Annotated in this window: 20 protein-coding genes and 1 tRNA gene; 13 read left to right on the top strand and 8 right to left on the bottom strand. The window is 63.2% G+C overall.

Features of this window, described 5'->3' with window-relative positions; genetic code table 11:
- Nucleotides 1–107: 107 nt before the first annotated feature.
- A complete protein-coding gene (locus O7A05_RS12220; RefSeq protein ID WP_337093351.1) occupies nucleotides 108–995 on the bottom strand; it encodes a MurR/RpiR family transcriptional regulator in 888 nt (295 codons plus the stop codon).
- A 422-nt stretch (nucleotides 996–1,417) separates the two neighbouring features.
- Between O7A05_RS12220 and O7A05_RS12215 the strand changes: the two genes are divergently transcribed.
- Nucleotides 1,418–2,605 (top strand): Gfo/Idh/MocA family protein, encoded by a 1,188-nt coding sequence (locus tag O7A05_RS12215; RefSeq protein ID WP_337093350.1) that lies wholly within the window; start codon nucleotides 1,418–1,420, stop codon nucleotides 2,603–2,605.
- Nucleotides 2,606–2,692: 87 nt separating this feature from the next.
- Here O7A05_RS12215 and O7A05_RS12210 read toward each other — a convergent pair whose 3' ends face one another.
- On the bottom strand, nucleotides 2,693–2,875 hold the full coding sequence (locus O7A05_RS12210; protein ID WP_337093349.1) for a hypothetical protein: 183 nt from the start codon (nucleotides 2,873–2,875) through the stop codon (nucleotides 2,693–2,695).
- Here O7A05_RS12210 and O7A05_RS12205 point away from each other — a divergent pair.
- Both O7A05_RS12205 and O7A05_RS12200 read left to right on the top strand, forming a co-directional pair.
- Complete coding sequence (locus tag O7A05_RS12205) at nucleotides 2,868–3,062, top strand: hypothetical protein (protein WP_337093348.1); 195 nt, start codon at nucleotides 2,868–2,870, stop codon at nucleotides 3,060–3,062. The two genes, O7A05_RS12210 and O7A05_RS12205, sit on opposite strands and share 8 nt — an antisense overlap.
- A gap of 113 nt (nucleotides 3,063–3,175) precedes the next feature.
- Nucleotides 3,176–3,610, top strand: a complete 435-nt coding sequence (locus tag O7A05_RS12200; RefSeq protein WP_337093347.1) for a hypothetical protein — start codon at nucleotides 3,176–3,178, stop codon at nucleotides 3,608–3,610.
- Nucleotides 3,611–3,686: 76 nt separating this feature from the next.
- Here the strand turns inward: O7A05_RS12200 and O7A05_RS12195 are convergent, their stop codons facing one another.
- From O7A05_RS12195 to O7A05_RS12185, 3 genes are all read right to left on the bottom strand, one after another.
- Nucleotides 3,687–4,877, bottom strand: a complete 1,191-nt coding sequence (locus tag O7A05_RS12195) for an NADH-quinone oxidoreductase subunit D (protein WP_337093346.1) — start codon at nucleotides 4,875–4,877, stop codon at nucleotides 3,687–3,689.
- Between the two features lie 64 nt (nucleotides 4,878–4,941).
- Complete coding sequence (locus O7A05_RS12190; protein WP_337093345.1) at nucleotides 4,942–5,334, bottom strand: hypothetical protein; 393 nt, start codon at nucleotides 5,332–5,334, stop codon at nucleotides 4,942–4,944.
- Nucleotides 5,335–5,418: 84 nt separating this feature from the next.
- A complete protein-coding gene (locus O7A05_RS12185; protein WP_337093344.1) occupies nucleotides 5,419–6,036 on the bottom strand; it encodes an alpha-ketoglutarate-dependent dioxygenase AlkB in 618 nt (205 codons plus the stop codon).
- 102 nt (nucleotides 6,037–6,138) lie between these two features.
- Between O7A05_RS12185 and O7A05_RS12180 the strand changes: the two genes are divergently transcribed.
- Together O7A05_RS12180 and O7A05_RS12175 are read left to right on the top strand one after the other, a co-directional pair.
- Nucleotides 6,139–6,354, top strand: a complete 216-nt coding sequence (locus tag O7A05_RS12180) for a KTSC domain-containing protein (protein WP_337093343.1) — start codon at nucleotides 6,139–6,141, stop codon at nucleotides 6,352–6,354.
- 757 nt (nucleotides 6,355–7,111) lie between these two features.
- On the top strand, nucleotides 7,112–7,759 hold the full coding sequence (locus tag O7A05_RS12175) for a peroxiredoxin-like family protein (RefSeq protein ID WP_337093342.1): 648 nt from the start codon (nucleotides 7,112–7,114) through the stop codon (nucleotides 7,757–7,759).
- A 541-nt stretch (nucleotides 7,760–8,300) separates the two neighbouring features.
- On the opposite strand, the gene O7A05_RS12170 is transcribed toward O7A05_RS12175, so the two are convergent.
- Nucleotides 8,301–8,390 (bottom strand) — tRNA-Ser (locus O7A05_RS12170).
- A 456-nt stretch (nucleotides 8,391–8,846) separates the two neighbouring features.
- Between O7A05_RS12170 and O7A05_RS12165 the strand changes: the two genes are divergently transcribed.
- The 4 genes from O7A05_RS12165 (at nucleotide 8,847) to O7A05_RS12150 (ending at nucleotide 11,707) form a co-directional block, all read left to right on the top strand.
- A complete protein-coding gene (locus O7A05_RS12165; protein ID WP_337093341.1) occupies nucleotides 8,847–9,542 on the top strand; it encodes a hypothetical protein in 696 nt (231 codons plus the stop codon).
- Nucleotides 9,543–9,626: 84 nt separating this feature from the next.
- A complete protein-coding gene (locus O7A05_RS12160; RefSeq protein WP_337093340.1) occupies nucleotides 9,627–9,953 on the top strand; it encodes a hypothetical protein in 327 nt (108 codons plus the stop codon).
- A 239-nt stretch (nucleotides 9,954–10,192) separates the two neighbouring features.
- Nucleotides 10,193–11,182, top strand: coding sequence for a BMP family lipoprotein (locus O7A05_RS12155; RefSeq protein ID WP_337093338.1), 990 nt, complete (start codon nucleotides 10,193–10,195; stop codon nucleotides 11,180–11,182).
- 66 nt (nucleotides 11,183–11,248) lie between these two features.
- On the top strand, nucleotides 11,249–11,707 hold the full coding sequence (locus O7A05_RS12150; RefSeq protein ID WP_337093337.1) for a GNAT family N-acetyltransferase: 459 nt from the start codon (nucleotides 11,249–11,251) through the stop codon (nucleotides 11,705–11,707).
- A gap of 70 nt (nucleotides 11,708–11,777) precedes the next feature.
- On the opposite strand, the gene O7A05_RS12145 is transcribed toward O7A05_RS12150, so the two are convergent.
- Nucleotides 11,778–12,182, bottom strand: a complete 405-nt coding sequence (locus tag O7A05_RS12145) for a hypothetical protein (protein WP_337093336.1) — start codon at nucleotides 12,180–12,182, stop codon at nucleotides 11,778–11,780.
- A gap of 22 nt (nucleotides 12,183–12,204) precedes the next feature.
- Entirely contained in the window at nucleotides 12,205–12,414 is a 210-nt protein-coding gene (locus O7A05_RS12140; RefSeq protein WP_140901446.1) for a SlyX family protein, read from the bottom strand.
- Between the two features lie 265 nt (nucleotides 12,415–12,679).
- Between O7A05_RS12140 and O7A05_RS12135 the strand changes: the two genes are divergently transcribed.
- The 4 genes from O7A05_RS12135 (at nucleotide 12,680) to cdd (ending at nucleotide 16,789) form a co-directional block, all read left to right on the top strand.
- Nucleotides 12,680–14,212: an ABC transporter ATP-binding protein gene (locus O7A05_RS12135; RefSeq protein ID WP_224513930.1), complete on the top strand. Its 1,533-nt coding sequence runs from the start codon at nucleotides 12,680–12,682 to the stop codon at nucleotides 14,210–14,212.
- A complete protein-coding gene (locus O7A05_RS12130) occupies nucleotides 14,209–15,348 on the top strand; it encodes an ABC transporter permease (RefSeq protein WP_337093333.1) in 1,140 nt (379 codons plus the stop codon). Before O7A05_RS12135 ends, O7A05_RS12130 begins: the two co-directional genes overlap by 4 nt.
- Before the next feature lies 1 nt (nucleotide 15,349).
- Entirely contained in the window at nucleotides 15,350–16,321 is a 972-nt protein-coding gene (locus tag O7A05_RS12125) for an ABC transporter permease (protein ID WP_337093332.1), read from the top strand.
- Between the two features lie 75 nt (nucleotides 16,322–16,396).
- Entirely contained in the window at nucleotides 16,397–16,789 is a 393-nt protein-coding gene (gene cdd / locus O7A05_RS12120) for a cytidine deaminase (RefSeq protein ID WP_337093331.1), read from the top strand.
- Nucleotides 16,790–16,799 lie beyond the last annotated feature (10 nt).

Here is a 16,799-nt window from a genome sequence, read left to right as displayed (position 1 = left end):
TGCTAGAGCGGTTCACCGTTTTCATGGAACCGGTGAACCGCTCTATCTCCTTGTGTTTCGCGATTCCGGACGGAAAACCGCTCACACCTTTCCTGGAATTGCTCTTATCAGCCTGTCCGCTGCGCGACGACGCCGTGGACCAAGGCCATGCCCACCGCAAGCGAGGCGGCAAGCGAGCGGAAACCGCCAAAGTCCTGCTCGACCACTTCAAGCCAGGTGTCGGAGAGTTTTGCCAGCGGCGAAAAGGTGCTGTCGGTGATGGTGAGAATGCGCGCCTTGCGCTCATGCGCGACGGCGACGAGGTCGGGCGTGATCGAGTTGTAGGGGCTGAAGGAGACGGCAAGCACTGCGTCGCGCGGCGTGATGCAGCCGACCTGATCGAGCGCAGTCGAGCCGACGTTGTCGACCAGGACGTTGCGCACGCCCTGCTGCGACAGCGTGAGTGACAGATAGGTGGTGACGGGGAAGGCGCGCTTGCTGCCGATGACATAGATCAGTTCGGCCGCCGCCAGATGATCGACCATCGTCTCGAACGCGGCGATATCGAAATCATTGCCGATGCGGCCGAGCGAGGCCTGGCAGGCAGCGACCATGCCATTTAGAAAATGCAGGTTCGCGTTCGGCTCCGCGGCCTTGTCCTGGCTGCCTTGCGTATCCGGCCAGGAGCCCTTCATGCGGTCCTTGAACAGGAGCTGGAAATCGGAAAAGCCCGAATAGCCGAAGATCTGCGCGAAACGCACCAGTGTCGAGGGCTGCACGCCGGCCTGGTCCGCCACCTGCGCGATCGTGCCAAGCGCCACCTCGCTCGGATGCTGCCAGAGGAAGATCGCCACCTGGCGAAGCCGTTTCGGGAAATGCACGGTTCCCGACGCAAGCACCGCCCGCAATTCCTCGTAGGTTTGGGGCTTGGTGTAGCCAAGTGCTGCTAGCGACCGGCCTTGTTTGCGGGGAGCGCTGTCACCGGCCTGGCCGAGTGAGGTTCGCCGCCCGCTCATGGTATGGGCCGGGTTTGAAGTACCGCGCAGGAAGGTGAAGACCGCCAATTTTCTAAGTTGGCGCCGCCCCTCATCCGCCTATCGGCACCTTCTCCCCGTATAGTGACGGGGAGAAGGGGAGCGGCCGCAGCCTTGGCGCCCTTTCCGCAACGCTGGCGATTGGCGAAACCGGTGATGAGAGCGCCCCTCTCCCCGTCACTATACGGGGAGAGGATGCCGGCAGGCAGGTGAGGGGCGGCTCCAGCGCCCGGAAAAAGGGCAGCCATCCGACGCTTCATCACCCAGACCCTCCGTCTTTCCTACAAGCCTAGTGCGGCACGATCGTTTTACAAAACAAAATCTGGAAAAACTGTTCGAAATTGGTGGGAAGCCCCCGTATAGTCGCACGTTGCCAATGACAGTTATCCGCGAGGAATCGAAACATGGTCTATGCAACCGCTGACGGAACCTCGCGACAATGTCTTCGGGTCGGCATGGTCGGAGGCGGCCGCAACGCTTTCATTGGCGCCGTGCACCGGCTGGCCATGCGGCTCGACGACCAGATCGCGCTGGTCGCCGGCGCATTGTCCTCCGATCCAGAGAACGCTGCGGCCTCCGCCGCGGAGATCGGCATCGCGCCTGAGCGCAGCTACGCCGACTACCGCGCCATGGCGAAGGCCGAAGCGGCGCGGGCCGATGGCATCGAGGCGGTCGTCATCGTCACGCCCAACCATCTGCACGCCCCGATCGCCACCGCCTTCCTCGAAGCCGGCATCGATGTCATCTGCGACAAGCCGCTGTCGACGAAGCTCGCCGAGGCCGAGGCGCTGGTGGCGCTGACCAAAGCGAAGCAGCGCCGCTTCGTCGTCACGCTCAACAACACCGGCTACGCCATGGTGCGTCAGGCGCGCGAAATGGTGGCAGCGGGCGAGCTCGGCCGCATCGTGTCGGTGCATGGCGCCTATATCCAGGACTGGCTGACCAAGCCGATCGATGCCGAGGGCCAGAAGCAGGCGGAATGGCGCACCGATCCGGCGCGCGCCGGACAATCGGCCGTGCTCGCCGATATCGGCGTGCACGCCTTCAACCTGGCAAGCTTCGTCTCCGGCTTCGAGGCCGACGCGGTCTCGGCCGACCTCTTCACCGCCGTGCCGGGACGGCGGCTCGACGACAACGCGCATGTGCTCGTGCGCTGGACGGGCGGGGCGCGCGGCACGATCCTCGCCAGCCAGACCTCGCCCGGTCACTACAACGACCTTTCGGTGCGCATCTATGGCGAAAAGGCCGGACTCGAATGGTCGGGATCGCGGCCAGAGGAACTGCGCTTCTCGCCCTATGGCGAGGAAACCCGCACGCTGGTGCGTGGCGGCCACGGCTCGACGGCGGAAGCTCGGCGCGTCTCGCGCATGCCGGCTGCGCATCCCGAGGGCTATATCGAGGCCTTCGCCAATTTCTACCGCGACGCCGCCGACATTATTCGCGCGCATCGCGAAGGTGGCACGGCCGATCCGGCGCGCGTGGCGCAAGTGCCGGATGTCGTCGACGGCGCGCGCGGCGTGAAGTTTGTCGCCGCGGCGGTGGAGTCGAATGCGGCGGGAGGGGCTTGGACGGCGGCGCGGTTCGGCGGCTAACACTGTGGCGGCAGCACGGCGAGCGTCGCGATCACCAGGCCGGTGTTGACGGCGGAAGGCGCGTTCGGCGCGCCTCCCGCAAGGCTGTCAACGCCGGCGCCGCCTGGTTGCGGAATGCTTGGGCGGCGCGTCATTCTCGTCGGGATTTGGGATCGGCTCCTCGTCGGGCAGCCGGTCGGGATCCGGCTCGCGGACCGGCTTCGGCTCCGGGATCGGCGGCGGGGTGGGCACCGGCGTGGGGGATGGGTCCGGATTGGGGAGAATGGCCATCGCGTTTTCCTTCCGCTCTGTGCCCGACAAACTTCGCTGCGAACCAAAAACCGGGATCGCCTGCCCGACCTTAAACGACGGTGTGATCGCCGCCGCATTCAAACGCTTCGTCGGTGAGATCGGCAGCGCAAGCTGCCAGAACGGCCACGCCCGCGGATGGTTCCCACACGATCGCGCCGCGCGATGACGGCAAGTGGCGATCAAATGATTCTGCGCGCCTGTTCCGGCTCTTGCCGGCGACTGGCCGTGCCTTAGTTCCATTGCCAGCGGGTGGCCAATTTGCCGATACAGGAGACGGCCGTGAAGCACCAAACCCTTGAACAAATCAACGCCGTTGCCGACGTTCATGCCGAAGCACCGGCTCTCATCGCCAATCGTGGCCAGCGCCTTGAGCGCTGGGCGCAACTTCTCGAACAAGACCCCGGCCGCCGCCTGACGGCGCTGACCGGCACCGAATACGCTTCGCCTGATGTGCGTCAAAGAATGCGCACCGACGGATCGGCGATCACCGTCGCTTTCGAGGATCCGATCTTTCGAGCGCAAGGCTTGCGGGACGACACCTATGGTGAAGCCAGGCGCTTCTTCGAAATGAGCGACTGGCAGCTGCATGAGGTCGTCTGCCATTGCCACGTCGGCGCCAACATGCCGGCCCGCTGGGCGGCATCGCGCGTGCGCGCAGCGATCTCTCCGGGCGCGGGCATTTTTGCCTGGCTGAGAGCGGTGTTCATGCATTAGAGCGGTTGCGTCGGCGGGATCGCGCGCGCTCGACGGTTGACGGAAACGAAGGAGAGGCGCCGGGCTCTCCTCCGCGTCAGCGGTCGATCTCGCCGAAGACGATGTCGAGCGAACCGATGATCGCCGCGACATCCGCCACCATATGCCCGCGCGACAGGAAATCCATCGCCTGGAGATGGGCGAAGGAGGGCGCGCGTATCTTGCAGCGATAGGGAACGTTGCTGCCGTCCGAGACCAGATAGACGCCGAACTCGCCCTTCGGCGCCTCGACGGCCGCATAGACTTCGCCAGGCGGCACGCGGTGGCCTTCGGTATAGAGCTTGAAGTGATGGATGGTCGCCTCCATCGAGCGCTTCATGATGGCGCGCGGCGGCGGCGTGATCTTCTGGTTGGGCACCGCGACCGGGCCCCGGCCTTCGGCCGAGCGGAGCTTTTCCAGGCACTGCCGCATGATCCGCACCGACTGGCGCATCTCTTCCATGCGTACCAGATAGCGATCGTAGCAGTCGCCGTGCTTGCCGATGGGGATGTCGAAATCCATTTCGGGATAGCATTCATAGGGCTGCGCCTTGCGCAGGTCCCAGGCGGCGCCCGAGCCGCGCACCATGGGGCCGGAGAAGCCCATCCCCCAGGCGTCGTCGAGCGACATCACGCCGACGTCGACATTGCGCTGCTTGAAGATGCGGTTGTCGGTGAGCAGGCCCTCGAGATTGTCGCAGGTCTTCAGGAACGGATCGCAGAAATTCCAGATGTCGTCGAGCAGCTTTTCCGGCAGATCCTGATGCACGCCGCCGACGCGGAAATAATTCGCGTGCATACGGGCGCCGGAGGCTCGTTCATAAAACACCATCAGCTTCTCGCGTTCAGCGAAACCCCATAGCGGCGGCGTCAGCGCGCCGATATCCATGGCCTGCGTGGTGACGTTGAGAAGATGCGACAAGAGCCGGCCGATCTCGCAAAACAGCACGCGGATCAACTGGCCGCGCCGGGGGACGGACAGTTCGAGCAGCTTTTCGGCGGCGAGGCAGAAGGCATGCTCCTGGTTCATCGGCGCGACGTAATCGAGCCGGTCGAAATAGGGCAGGGCCTGGAGGTAGGTCTTGTATTCGATGAGCTTCTCGGTGCCGCGATGCAGGAGCCCGATATGCGGATCGGCGCGGTCGACGATCTCGCCGTCCAGTTCCAGCACCAGCCTGAGCACGCCATGCGCCGAAGGGTGTTGCGGCCCGAAGTTGAGCGTGAAGTTGCGGACCGCGGCTTCGCTCATGACAGCCTCCGCAAGAATGGGGGATCGAATGCGGACCGCGGCCCGTCAGCCGCCGTCCGCCACATCATGCCGTCGTCTGGATGATCAGCGTCAGCGTACCGTCACCGTCGATGTTGGCGGCGACGACCTGCGAGGAGTTCAGCCCGTTCGCATGCAGAACCGACGTCGCCTCGGGTGAGGCGTCGACCGAGCTCTGCAACTTGGCCAACTCCTTGGCCGTCGTCCTGGTGACTACGGCTTCGGCCTGCGCCTTCACTTCCGACGGCAAGTCCTCCATCGCCACCACGACGATATTGGTGACATTCTGGGCGGCAGCGTCCTGGCCGGGCTGCGGCTGGCCAGGGACGGCCTGGGCAGGGGGCGGCGCTTGCGGCGGCTGCGGATCGGCGCGTTGAGCGGAAGCGGGCTGCGCCAATGCCATTGCCGACAGCGTCAGGACCATCGTCAACATACGCATCGTCTTTCCTTTCGATCTCGAAATTCTGACGACACAACCCCGGGGGTCCGGCGATGGTTCCCGGATAGTCGCCGGCGCGGCTGCTTAAAGAGCCCGCATAGTCCGCAAGGTCACCGAGTAGCGATGGTGTTCGACCGGCGGGATGGAGTGTTCCCACTCGTTCCGCGCCGGGCCGGCCATGAGATAGATGGATCTGGGCTCGACCTCGATCGTTTCACGGTCCCATGCCGCGCCGTTCTTGCGGCGCAGCCGCAAGCTGCAGGGCGCGAGCAGGGAAACGCCGGCGACGAGCTCGAAATGCGGTTTGTCTCGGTGCCAGCCTATGCCGGCGCCGGGGCGATACTCGTTGATCAGCACCTGCGCGAATTCGGCTGCCGGGACGCCCGCGAAGGCGGCGACCTTGGCGCGAAGCGGCAGCAGGAAGTCCGGAATCGGCGGCGCTTCGAGCACCTGGCGGCGCTCATAATCATAGCGCAGGCCGAAGCCGACGACCTGTCTGTTGGCAAGATGGCCGTGAAAATCGAACGGCTTGAGAGGCAGGTGCTGGATGTGACCAACGAGTTCATCTTCCTCGTCGGGGGCAATCAGGTCCGGCTGGTAGGAGAAGCCTTCAGGCACGCTTGCGGGCGGCAGGCCGGCGGGCGCACCGAAGAGATCGCTCTGGAAAGCGCCCCCGCCGGTTCGGTTCCTGATTGATGACATGGGGCTCAGATAGGCAATGAGAGCGCTTCTGCAAGGCCGGTCCAGACATGGTGGAACCGAGGGGCCTACGAAGGATTAAGGGGTGGAAGTAGGAGGCGGCACATGCCCTCCACCGCGATCCGGAATATCCATTACGATCGGTCGAGGCGGGTCCTCTCCGTATGGTTCGTCCCGACCGGCAAGCGCTATGACTATGAGGATGTCGGACCCGAGGTCTACACGGCTTTCAAGACGGCTTTCTCGAAAGGGCAATTCTTCAACGAATTCGTGCGCGATCGTTTCAGATATCACCTGGTCGAGCATGAAGATCGTCATTGAGCACTATGGCCGGCGCGAGCAGAGGACGTTGGCCGACGGCTGCAGCGGCTGGCCTGCTAAATGTCTGAAAATATTGCATATTGTGAAAATTACTGGCGGAGAGAGCGTCTTTCGGTTTCGTGCCTATTGTACGAAACATTGAGTTTTTCATGCCATTTGTTACACAGTTTTTTACGCAACCTAGGATGGCCGCTTTGCGCCCCCTGTCTGCCGTAGAGCTCAGATTTGAAGATCGTTGAAAGCGGACATCGCCGGCGACCGCGTTGGAAGTCGTCGTTGCGCCAATCTTCTGACAATTGTACTCAGCTTCGCGAGTGTGGCGATCCGACCCCGTTGACGACCTTGGTCGTTGCAGACTGAACGTCCGGGGTCGGGAACCTGACCTTCAGCGCAAGAGCATTCGGGAGTGCTCTCGTCTGGGTCATTCACCACCGGTCATATCGAGGCCGCCCAAGTCTCAAGCCGTTGAACCCCGCAACGACGTGCATATGTGGAAGCTACAAAATCGGTCTCGCCTCTGTATCGGCCGATGGTACGGATGAGACGACCCACAGTTTACCACGGCGCTCGAGACGGCTAGCGGGCGACCCGCAGATGCCTTTTTCGTGTTATGATGGGCTTACAGCGCATAATCTCGACCTCGGCAATATGGCAGAGGCCGAACGCTATTTTTGCTCTGGCGCACCCCAGCATAGGCTCAACCCCGACGCTGGGTGTGCTGCCTTTTCCTGACTGATCCAGGGCAAGGAGGTAGTCCATGTCCACGAGTAGTGTCGACCGCCCGCTGCAGCCGGGCGACAAGGCCCCGAATATAGTGCTCGATGCGATATCGCGCGACGGCAAGATCGCGCTCGATGATTTTCGAGACCGTAACCCGTTATTGATCGGTATGTTTCGAGGCCTACACTGCCCGTTCTGCCGGCGCCATGTCGCGGCGATGGCGCGACTCAAGCCAGCCCTGCGTGAGAAAGGCGTCGAATGCCTGGCGGTGGTCATTACGCCGGTCGAGCGGGCGCGGCTCTATTTCCGTTACCACCCGGCCCCCGATCTTCTGGCAGCGTCCGACCCGGAGCGGGCCTCGCACCGTGCTTTCGGCTTGCGCGAGGTCGGGATGGACACGGTCATGGCGATACGGGTCGATCTCCCGGGCGAGTTGCCCGAGCCTATGCATGTCATGGCAATGAACGATTTTCTCAACAAGAAGGAAGGATATGAGATTACGGAAGCCGATCAGCAGGCGATGGCTTCCAGCCTGAGGGGGCAGGTTGTCGGTCAGTTCCTGATCGACCGAGGGGGCATCGTACGCTGGAACTTCACTGAAGCTCTGGAGGATGGCCTCAACACGTTCAGGGCACCGAATCCTGAGGAATTGATGTCGGCAGCTTCCCAAGTTGCACATTACTAGGCGGCGGAAATAGGCTGCTGAAAACTCGCTCGACGACCACCGTCCTGTGGTGATTCTGTGAATTTAACCATCATCGATGATGCGATGATGCTCAGGCGCGGAGGGCTAAGTCTGCCCGTGGGCTTCGTAGCGATTTCCATTCAAGGCCCGCGGAGCGACCCGACGCTAGAGTGAGCAGGCCTCGCGCATAGGCGGGGCGACGTCCCCTTCTTGCCGCAATCACACCGTTCCGACACAGGCGCGCCATATGGCAAGTTTCCACACCCTTTCCTGATTTTCTCTGGCGAAGTTGGAAGGTCCGGATCGGGTCACGGCGATGTTCGCACCGACCCGAACGTCCGCTATGTGAAGTTCCGAGGCCCGAAGCTGCCAATCCGCTTTCGGCCCAAACAGGACGCTGACCACCTCCACGTTGAGCGACGTCATGGCGGACTAAGCGGATTGCTGACAGTTTGTTACACAGATTAAGGACGCTTCGACCTTGAAGCGTTCCTATGAGTTAACTAAGTTCTTGAAATAATTCGTTTATCAGGAAAATTACTGGCGGAGAGAGCGGGATTCGAACCCGCGTTACGGTTTCCCGTAAACACACTTTCCAGGCGTGCGCCTTCAACCACTCGGCCACCTCTCCGTCCTTGACATCTCGCGCCGGCCGGTTTCGCCGCGCGGGTTGGGGAGATGCTCCCATGGGAAGTCCTCAACGGATATGTGGTGCCTTCAACCGGCAGGCAACCCTTCCCTGCGCCGATAGCCGTCTAGGCAAACGGGCGCGGGGCTCATCTAGTCGATCCGAAAGCGAATGCCAAGCCATAATGGCATTGCCGCGGCTTTTGCTGCGGAGAGAGCCGAGGCATGGGTCAAGAGGGGCGATCCGTTCGAATGATGTGCACAGGCCCATCGTGCCGCGCCGGTGATGCTTGACTTCACCTCCGCCCGGCTGTCGACTGCGCCAAATCTCTGTTTTCATGCAATCCCGGCGAACGGTTGCGAGCTTTCCTGGAATTGCCAGTTCGGTTTTTGCAATTTCCGACGAAAAGCCGCCAGGCGGCCTTCCCGGAATTGCTTGGGCGAGGGGCATCGTCCTGGCATGGCGTCGATCGACCAGCAACCCGCGGGGCGGCCGGACAGCGGGCTTTCCTTCATCCCGGTGGCGTGGCTCGTCATCGTCATGGGCTTGTCGGCCTACGGCCTGATTGCGAACTGGCGGCTGATCGGCGACTTCAGCCTGCCGGAAAATGCATTCCTGCTCGTCTACGGCGGCTTGACCGGCGGCGTGATCACCATCCTGTGGGGATTGTACCTGCTTGGCCTTGCCTTCAACCGCTCGGCCCGCTTCCCGCGCCATTACACGATCTGGCAGATCGCCATCATCGTCTGGCTGGTCCTGCGCCAGGCCTATGTGTCCTACGCCTTCGTGTTCTCGGTCGAGGCGCTGGGCTTCACCGTGGCCGAGATCGCCATCGGCCTGCTCTGCATCTATCTCCTGCGCAACGGCTCGGGCTCCGAGACCGTCTATGCCAATCCGGAGACCGAGCGGCCGCCGGTCTTGGTCTCGATTCTTGCCGCGCTGCTCGGCATCCTCGTTGGCGGCGCGATCGGCGCCTGCGGCGGGTTCTTCGCCGGCTCGCTGATCGCGGACCTGACGCATATGAGCTGTTTCGAGGGCGCCTGCGGATTTTTCGCGGCTTTTGTCGGACTGGGCGGCCTGATCGTCGGCGCGATCGCCGGCGGCATTTTCGCCATCTGGCGGGTGAACCGGCGCAAGCCTGCGCGGGCTCGCTAATTTCACGGCCCGCGATTGCGCGGAAACCAGGCACGCTCTATGTCGATTGCGGGGCAGACGGGAGCGTTCCCGGGGAGAGCGTCGATGTTGCGTTTCATCTTTCGGCTGGCAGCCATGATTGCGCTGTCGATCTCCGTCATCATGGCGGTGATCGATACGACACGCTCTGTCGCGGCATCGGCGCTGGTGATGACGCCGCTCAACACAAGCTGGCTGGCGGCCTCGCCGGATACCCGCGCGGCCTTCGAGACTTTCGTGCGCGCCAAGACAAGCCCGCTGGTCTGGGACGGCGCCGTCGCCTGGGTCATCGCGCAGCCCGGTTTTGCGGTGTTCGCGGTGCTTGCCTTCCTGCTCTACGCCATCGGCCACCGGCGCAAGCGCCGCGGCGCGGAATTCGCGCCAAGTCCCTGAAGGCCCTTGTTTTGACGCTGTTGCGGACGGGTCGGCTACGGCGAAACCGCTGAGCCCAACCGCCGGTAACCGCTTTTTCCAACAGGTCAAAATTCCACGTGAATTTTGTTTCGCGCCGTGCCAGATTGACCGCGAGCGGGAGGGGAAAAACACTTCCTGCCTGGCGCCGCAAGCCCGCCAGAGAACCGGGCGGGCAGGCGATGCAAAAACGGAAAAATAACCGACAGGGTGTGGATCACATGAAACGTATCGTTCTCGGCCTTCTGGCCGCAACCGCAATGGTTCTTCCGGCTTTCGCCGCGGATGTCCAGCCGGCCATCCTTTATGATCTGGGCGGCAAGTTCGACAAATCCTTCAACGAGGCAGCCTATCATGGCGCGGAGAAGTTCAAGGCCGAGACCGGCATCGCCTATGTCGAATTCGAGGTCTCCAACGCCTCGCAGCGCGAGCAGGCGCTGCGCCGCTTCGCCGAGGACGGCCGCAACCCGATCGTCATGGCCGGCTTTGCCTGGGAGGACGCGCTGAAGAAGGTCGCGGCGGAATATACCGATCTCAACTTCGCCATCATCGACGATGCCGTCGACCTGCCCAATGTCCGCTCGCTGGTGTTCAAGGAGAATGAAGGCTCCTACCTGGTCGGCATCCTGGCGGCGATGGCGTCGAAGTCGAAGAAGGTCGGCTTCGTCGGCGGCATGGACATCCCGCTGATCCGCAAGTTCGAATGCGGCTATGTCGGCGGCGCCAAGTCGGCCGGCGCGACGGACGTCATCCAGAACATGACCGGCGACACGCCGGCCGCCTGGAACGACCCGGCCAAGGGCGGCGAGATCGCCAAGACGCAGATCGACCAGGGCGCCGACGTGGTCTACGCGGCCGCCGGCGGCACCGGCGTCGGCGTGCTCCAGGCGGCGGCGGATGCGGGCAAGCTCGGCATCGGCGTCGATTCCAACCAGAACGGCCTGCAGCCCGGCAAGGTGCTGACCTCGATGCTGAAGCGCGTCGACGTTGCCGTCTACAACGCCTTCATGGACGGCAAGAACGGCACCTTCAAAGGCGGCCTCGAAAATCTCGGCCTCAAGGAAGGCGGCGTCGATTACGCTATGGACGACAACAACAAGGCGCTGGTGACCGATGAGATGAAGGCCGCCGTCGAAAAGGCCAAGGCCGACATCATCTCGGGCAAGGTCCAGGTGCACGACTACACCACCGACAACGCCTGCCCCTATTGATCTGTAGCTGAACCAAGCTTCGAACCGCCGGGCCAACGCCCGGCGGTTTCGTTTGGAGACGGTATGATGTGGCCGACAATCGAAGCGATGGCCGAGGACGACGTCGAACCAATGGCGCGGCTTCGGCTCAAAGCTTTCTTCGAGAGCGCGGATCGGACACTCGACGAGGACATGGCCGGCCTGCGCGGGCTGATCGCCGGCGATGGCTTCGAGGCCGCCTTTGTCGCCCGCGACCGTGGCCGGCCGGTCGGGAGCTGCCTGCTCGTCCGCGACGAGATCAGTTCGCCACACGATCTGACGCCATGGCTGGCCGGACTGGTCGTTGAGGAAGCCTATCGAAGCGGCGGTGTCGGCACGGCGCTGGTCGGAACCGTCGAGGCCCATGCAGCGACGGCCGGTGTCGGAACGCTCTATCTCTACACCTGGCAGGCGCGCGGCTTTTACGAAGCGCTCGGATGGTCGGCAGTCGAGACTTTCGATCAGGACGGCGCGCCGATGCTTCTGATGTCGAAGTCTCTGCTTTGATGCAATTCCGGACCGAAGGCTACGACGAAGGCGCCGAGCCCAACCGCCCGCACTTTTCCTGGAATTGCCTTTATAGCGTGCCGGCGAGATAGCCGAGCGCAAAGGCCGCCACCAGGGCAAGCGCGATGACAAAGCCCAGCCTGCCGCCGAGCGAATGCAGGCCGACGCCGTAGGGCTTGCGCTCGAGCCGGTGGATCATCGGTGGCGGTTCCGTGTCGCGGGCGGCGACGCCGGCCGGCCGCGGCTGCATCTGCGGCAGTTCGGCAAGGCGTTGCGTGACCAGCTCCCAGCGGTTGCCGCGCTCGTCAAGCTCGGCGGGATCGAAGGCGCGCAAGCGCTCGGCCAGCCGCAGCACCATGTCGCGAAAGGCGGGATCGATCTCGAGGTCGCGCTCGGCGCGGGCGCGTTCCCTGTCGTTCATCAGGCCAAAGACATAATCGCCGGCTCTTGCGACACGGTCGCTTTCACTCGACATGGCCGTCTTTCTCCATGGCTTCTCACCAATGCGGCGGCTTGGTCACCGGCACGTCGGAGGCGGTCTGCTCCTCCAATTCCAGGAAACGGTCGGCGAGGGCTGCGAGCTTGCGCTCCATGCGCTCGATCACCTTCCATTGTTCGGCGATCTGGCCGGACAATTCCTCGATGGTCTTTTCCTGCTCGGCGGCGCGGATTTCCAGCGTCGTCAACCGATCGTCAGGCATGGCCATGCAAAACCGACCCTTCGAATGTGAAGCCTCCACCCAAGCAGATATTCATGGGATGCCCACGAAATATCTGCTTGTGCTCTGTTGGTTCTCGCAGATTCTGATCGCAAACCGTGGGACACTTTTGCGGAACCTGCTCAGGTTCGAAATTGACAAGGGCGCGGGGATTTGTCGAGAGTGAATGGCGTTCCGGCCAATTGGCACGGGCGGGGCATCATGCTAGGCATTTTGACCAAGCGATAAAAAAATAACGAGTGGGACAGGCTGCATGGCGCAAGCCGCAATTGAGCTCATAGGCATCAACAAGAGTTTTGGCGCCGTACGCGCCAACCGCGACATCAACCTGGAGGTCGCGCGCGGCACGATCCACGGCATTGTCGGGGAGAACGGCGCCGGCAAGTCGACGCTGATGTCGATCCTCTACGGTTTCTACCAGGCCGACAGCGGCGAGATCCGCGTCGGCGGCAAGCCGGTGTCGATCAACACCTCGAACGACGCCATCGCGCTCGGCATCGGCATGGTGCACCAGCATTTCATGCTGGTCGACAATTTCACGGTGCTGGAGAACGTCATCCTTGGCGCCGAAAACGATGTGCTGCTGAAGAGCAGCATCGCCAAAGCGCGCTCGGAACTCGACCGGCTGGAGCGCGAATACGGGCTCGAGGTCGATCCCGACGCCATCATCGAAGAGCTGCCGGTTGGCCTGCAGCAGCGTGTCGAAATCCTCAAGGCGCTCTATCGCGGCGCCGAGATCCTGATCCTCGACGAGCCGACGGGCGTGTTGACGCCGGCCGAGGCCGACCACCTCTTCCGCATCCTCAAACAATTGAAGGATCAAGGAAAAACCATCGTGCTCATCACGCACAAGCTGCGCGAGATCATGGCGATCACCGACACGGTTTCGGTGATGCGCCAGGGCACGATGGTGGCGACCCGGGTGACGAAGGAGACCACGGTCGGCGAACTGGCCGAGCTGATGGTCGGCCGGCGCGTGCTTCTGCGGGTCGAGAAGGGCCAGTCGGAAGCTGGTGCCGTAAAACTCTCGGTCAAGAACCTGACGGTCAAGGATTCGCGCGGCGTCACCATGGTCGACAATGTCTCCTTCGACGTGCGCGGCGGCGAGATCGTCGGCATCGCCGGCGTTGCCGGCAACGGCCAGTCTGAGCTGCTGGAGGCAATCTCCGGCATCCGGCATGCGGTTTCCGGCGAGGTGATGCTGGAAGGCAAGCCGATCGATCTCACCGGCAAGGCCGATCCCGGCGAATTGCGCGACCGGGGGCTCGCCCATGTACCGGAGGACCGCCACCATGTCGGACTGGTGCTCGCCTTCGAGGAGAACGAGAATTCTATCCTCGGCTATCATGACGACGAGCGCTATCTGAAGGGGCCGTTCCTCGACGTCGATGCCATCATGGCCGACGCGAAGGACAAGATCGAGAAATACGACATCCGCCCCGGCAATCCGCGGCTGAAGACGGCCAATTTCTCCGGCGGCAATCAGCAGAAGATCGTGCTGGCCAGGGAGATGGAGCAGGATCCGGGCGTGCTGATCGTGGGCCAGCCGACGCGCGGCGTCGATGTCGGCGCCATCGAATTCATCCACAAGCGGCTGATCGCCATGCGCGACCAGGGCAAGGCGGTGCTGGTGGTCTCGGTCGAGCTCGACGAGATCCGCTCGCTGTCCGACCGCATCCTGGTGATGTTCGCCGGCCGTGTCGTCGGCGAGCGCGGCCCTGATGCGACCGAAGGCGAGCTCGGCCTGCTCATGGCCGGCGTCGAGCACCAGGAGGCCGCCGAATGAGCACGCCTTACGCCAAGCTGCCTGCCTGGGCCGATTATGGGTTGATTCCGGTGATCAACCTGGCGGTTGCTTTCATCCTTGCCGGCTTCGTCGTCATGCTGGTCGGCGAAAATCCGTTCCGTGCCGCCGTCATCCTGGTCGAAGGCGCCTTCGGCAAGGGCACAGGCATCGCCTTCACGCTCTTCTACGCCACGACCTTTATCTTCACCGGGCTGTCGGTGGCGGTGGCGGCGCATTGCAGCCTATTCAATATCGGCACCGAGGGCCAGGCCTATATAGGCGGCCTGGGCATCGCGCTGGTTTGCCTGAGCTTCGACAGCGTGCTGCCCTGGTGGGTGATCTTTCCCATAGCGATCGTGGCCGCGGCGGCGTTCGGCGCGCTGTGGGGCCTGATCCCGGCCTATCTGCAGGCCAAGCGCGGCTCGCACATCGTCATCACCACCATCATGTTCAACTTCATCGCCGCCTCGGTGATGGTCTATCTGCTGGTCGGCCCGCTGAAGCCGGCCGGCTCGCAGGCGCCGCAGACGCGCAATTTCCTCGCCGGTGCCGAACTGCCGAAGCTCAACTGGATCATCGAATTGTTCGGCGCCAAGATCCGTTCCGCACCGCTCAACATCTGCTTCCTCCTGGCGCTGGTCATGGCCTTCCTGGTCTGGCTTTTGATCTGGCGCACCCGGCTGGGCTATGAGATGCGCACCTATGGCCACAGCCCGAAGGCGGCGCGCTATGCCGGCATATCGGAAACCCGCATCATCATCACCGCGATGATGATCTCTGGCGCTTTGGCCGGCATGATGGCACTCAACCCGGTGATGGGCGATCAGCATAATGTCGCGATCGATTTCGTGTCCGGCGCCGGCTATGTCGGCATCGCGGTGGCATTGATGGGCCGGCTGCATCCGGTCGGCATCGTGCTGGCGGCTATCCTGTTCGGCATGCTCTACCAGGGCGGCGCCGAGCTTGCCTTCGAGATGCCGGCGATCAGCCGCGACATGATCGTCATCATCCAGGGCTTGGTCATCCTCTTTGCCGGCGCGCTGGAACACATGTTCAGGCCTTACATCCAGGCGCTGTTCGCCTCGGTCAGTCCGAAGTCGGTCGGCATGCAGGCAGTGAACGGGAAGGGGGCCTGAGATGGACATGTTCAACGCCATCATCCAGGTGCTTGATTCGACGATCCGCCTTTCGGTGCCGCTGCTGCTCGCCTGCCTGGCGGGCCTCTATTCGGAACGGGCCGGCATCTTCGACATCGGGCTCGAAGGCAAGATGCTGGTCGGCGCCTTTGCCGGGGCTTCGGCCGCCGCGGTCTTCCACTCGGCGCTGATCGGCCTCGGCACGGCGGTGCTGATCTCGGTCGCCTTCGCGCTGGTGCACGGCTTCGCCTCGATCACGCATCGCGGTAACCAGATTGTCTCCGGCGTGGCGATCAATTTCATCGCCGCCGGATCGACCATCATCCTCGGCCAGGCCTGGTTCCAACAGGGCGGGCGCACGCCGGCGCTGCAGCCGGGCGAGCGCTTCGAAGCGATCACCTGGCCCGGCGCCGACGCGGTCAGGGATGTGCCGGTCATCGGCCCGATCTATGCCGAGTTGATCTCCGGCCATTCGATCCTGGTCTATTTCGCCTTCGCCATGGTGCCGTTCACCTGGTGGGTGCTGTTTCGCACCCGCTTTGGGCTGAGGATGCGTGCCGTCGGCGAAAATCCCGCCGCCGTCGATACCGCCGGCATCTCGGTCGCTTGGCTGCGCTATCGCGCGCTGATCTGCACCGGCATTCTCACCGGCGTCGCCGGCGCCTATCTCTCGATGGTGCAGAATGGCGGCTTCGTGAAGGACATGACGGCGGGCAAGGGCTATATCGCGCTGGCGGCGCTCATCTTCGCCAAATGGAAGCCGGTCAACGCCATGTTCGCCTGCCTTTTGTTCGGCTTTCTAGACGCCGCCGCCATTCGCCTGCAGGGCTCGCCGCTGCCGATCATCGGCAAGGTGCCGGTGCAGTTCATGCAGGCGCTGCCCTATGTGCTCACCGTCATCCTGCTCGCCGGCTTCATCGGCAAGGCCATTCCGCCGCGCGCCGGCGGCGTACCTTACGTGAAGGAACGCTAAGGTCGGGAACGCCGGGGCGAAATTTTCGTCCGCGGCGACCGGCATTTGAACAAGATCGTGGGAGAGAAGAACCGGATGTCGCATGATCTGTTCGAGGCGGCGAAGACGGCGATGGCCAAGGCCTATGCGCCTTATTCGAAGTTCCCGGTGGGCGCAGCGCTGCGCACCGAGGACGGGCGCATCTTCACCGGCGCCAATATCGAGGTGGCATCCTATCCGGAAGGCTGGTGCGCGGAGACGACGGCGCTCGGCCACTACATCATGGGCGGCGGCGGCAGGATCGTCGAGATCGCGGTGATCGCCGAACGCATGGCCAAATGCTCGCCCTGCGGCGGCTGCCGGCAGCGGCTGGCGGAATTCTGCCGGCCGGAGACGAAGCTATATCTCTGCGACAACAGCGGCGTGGCCGAGACGGTAACCATGGGCGACATGCTGCCCTACGGCTTCAGGGGCGACATATTGAAATGAAGGGCGGGTT

Source organism: Mesorhizobium argentiipisi (SeqCode), from assembly GCF_037179585.1.
GTDB classification, from domain to species: domain Bacteria; phylum Pseudomonadota; class Alphaproteobacteria; order Rhizobiales; family Rhizobiaceae; genus Mesorhizobium; species Mesorhizobium argentiipisi.
This window is presented reverse-complemented; position numbering and strand designations above follow the sequence as displayed.

Excerpts from the sequence above, each read along its gene's own strand:
- O7A05_RS12220 (WP_337093351.1), bottom strand. The coding sequence starts at position 995 with ATGAGCGGGCGGCGAACCTCACTCGGCCAGGCCGGTGACAGCGCTCCC.
- O7A05_RS12215 (WP_337093350.1), top strand. The coding sequence starts at position 1,418 with ATGGTCTATGCAACCGCTGACGGAACCTCGCGACAATGTCTTCGGGTC.
- O7A05_RS12205 (WP_337093348.1), top strand. The coding sequence starts at position 2,868 with ATGGCCATCGCGTTTTCCTTCCGCTCTGTGCCCGACAAACTTCGCTGC.
- O7A05_RS12210 (WP_337093349.1), bottom strand. The coding sequence starts at position 2,875 with ATGGCCATTCTCCCCAATCCGGACCCATCCCCCACGCCGGTGCCCACC.
- O7A05_RS12195 (WP_337093346.1), bottom strand. The coding sequence starts at position 4,877 with ATGAGCGAAGCCGCGGTCCGCAACTTCACGCTCAACTTCGGGCCGCAA.
- O7A05_RS12190 (WP_337093345.1), bottom strand. The coding sequence starts at position 5,334 with ATGCGTATGTTGACGATGGTCCTGACGCTGTCGGCAATGGCATTGGCG.
- O7A05_RS12185 (WP_337093344.1), bottom strand. The coding sequence starts at position 6,036 with ATGTCATCAATCAGGAACCGAACCGGCGGGGGCGCTTTCCAGAGCGAT.
- O7A05_RS12180 (WP_337093343.1), top strand. The coding sequence starts at position 6,139 with ATGCCCTCCACCGCGATCCGGAATATCCATTACGATCGGTCGAGGCGG.
- O7A05_RS12175 (WP_337093342.1), top strand. The coding sequence starts at position 7,112 with ATGTCCACGAGTAGTGTCGACCGCCCGCTGCAGCCGGGCGACAAGGCC.
- O7A05_RS12165 (WP_337093341.1), top strand. The coding sequence starts at position 8,847 with ATGGCGTCGATCGACCAGCAACCCGCGGGGCGGCCGGACAGCGGGCTT.
- O7A05_RS12160 (WP_337093340.1), top strand. The coding sequence starts at position 9,627 with ATGTTGCGTTTCATCTTTCGGCTGGCAGCCATGATTGCGCTGTCGATC.
- O7A05_RS12155 (WP_337093338.1), top strand. The coding sequence starts at position 10,193 with ATGAAACGTATCGTTCTCGGCCTTCTGGCCGCAACCGCAATGGTTCTT.
- O7A05_RS12150 (WP_337093337.1), top strand. The coding sequence starts at position 11,249 with ATGTGGCCGACAATCGAAGCGATGGCCGAGGACGACGTCGAACCAATG.
- O7A05_RS12145 (WP_337093336.1), bottom strand. The coding sequence starts at position 12,182 with ATGTCGAGTGAAAGCGACCGTGTCGCAAGAGCCGGCGATTATGTCTTT.
- O7A05_RS12140 (WP_140901446.1), bottom strand. The coding sequence starts at position 12,414 with ATGGCCATGCCTGACGATCGGTTGACGACGCTGGAAATCCGCGCCGCC.
- O7A05_RS12135 (WP_224513930.1), top strand. The coding sequence starts at position 12,680 with ATGGCGCAAGCCGCAATTGAGCTCATAGGCATCAACAAGAGTTTTGGC.
- O7A05_RS12130 (WP_337093333.1), top strand. The coding sequence starts at position 14,209 with ATGAGCACGCCTTACGCCAAGCTGCCTGCCTGGGCCGATTATGGGTTG.
- O7A05_RS12125 (WP_337093332.1), top strand. The coding sequence starts at position 15,350 with ATGGACATGTTCAACGCCATCATCCAGGTGCTTGATTCGACGATCCGC.
- cdd (WP_337093331.1), top strand. The coding sequence starts at position 16,397 with ATGTCGCATGATCTGTTCGAGGCGGCGAAGACGGCGATGGCCAAGGCC.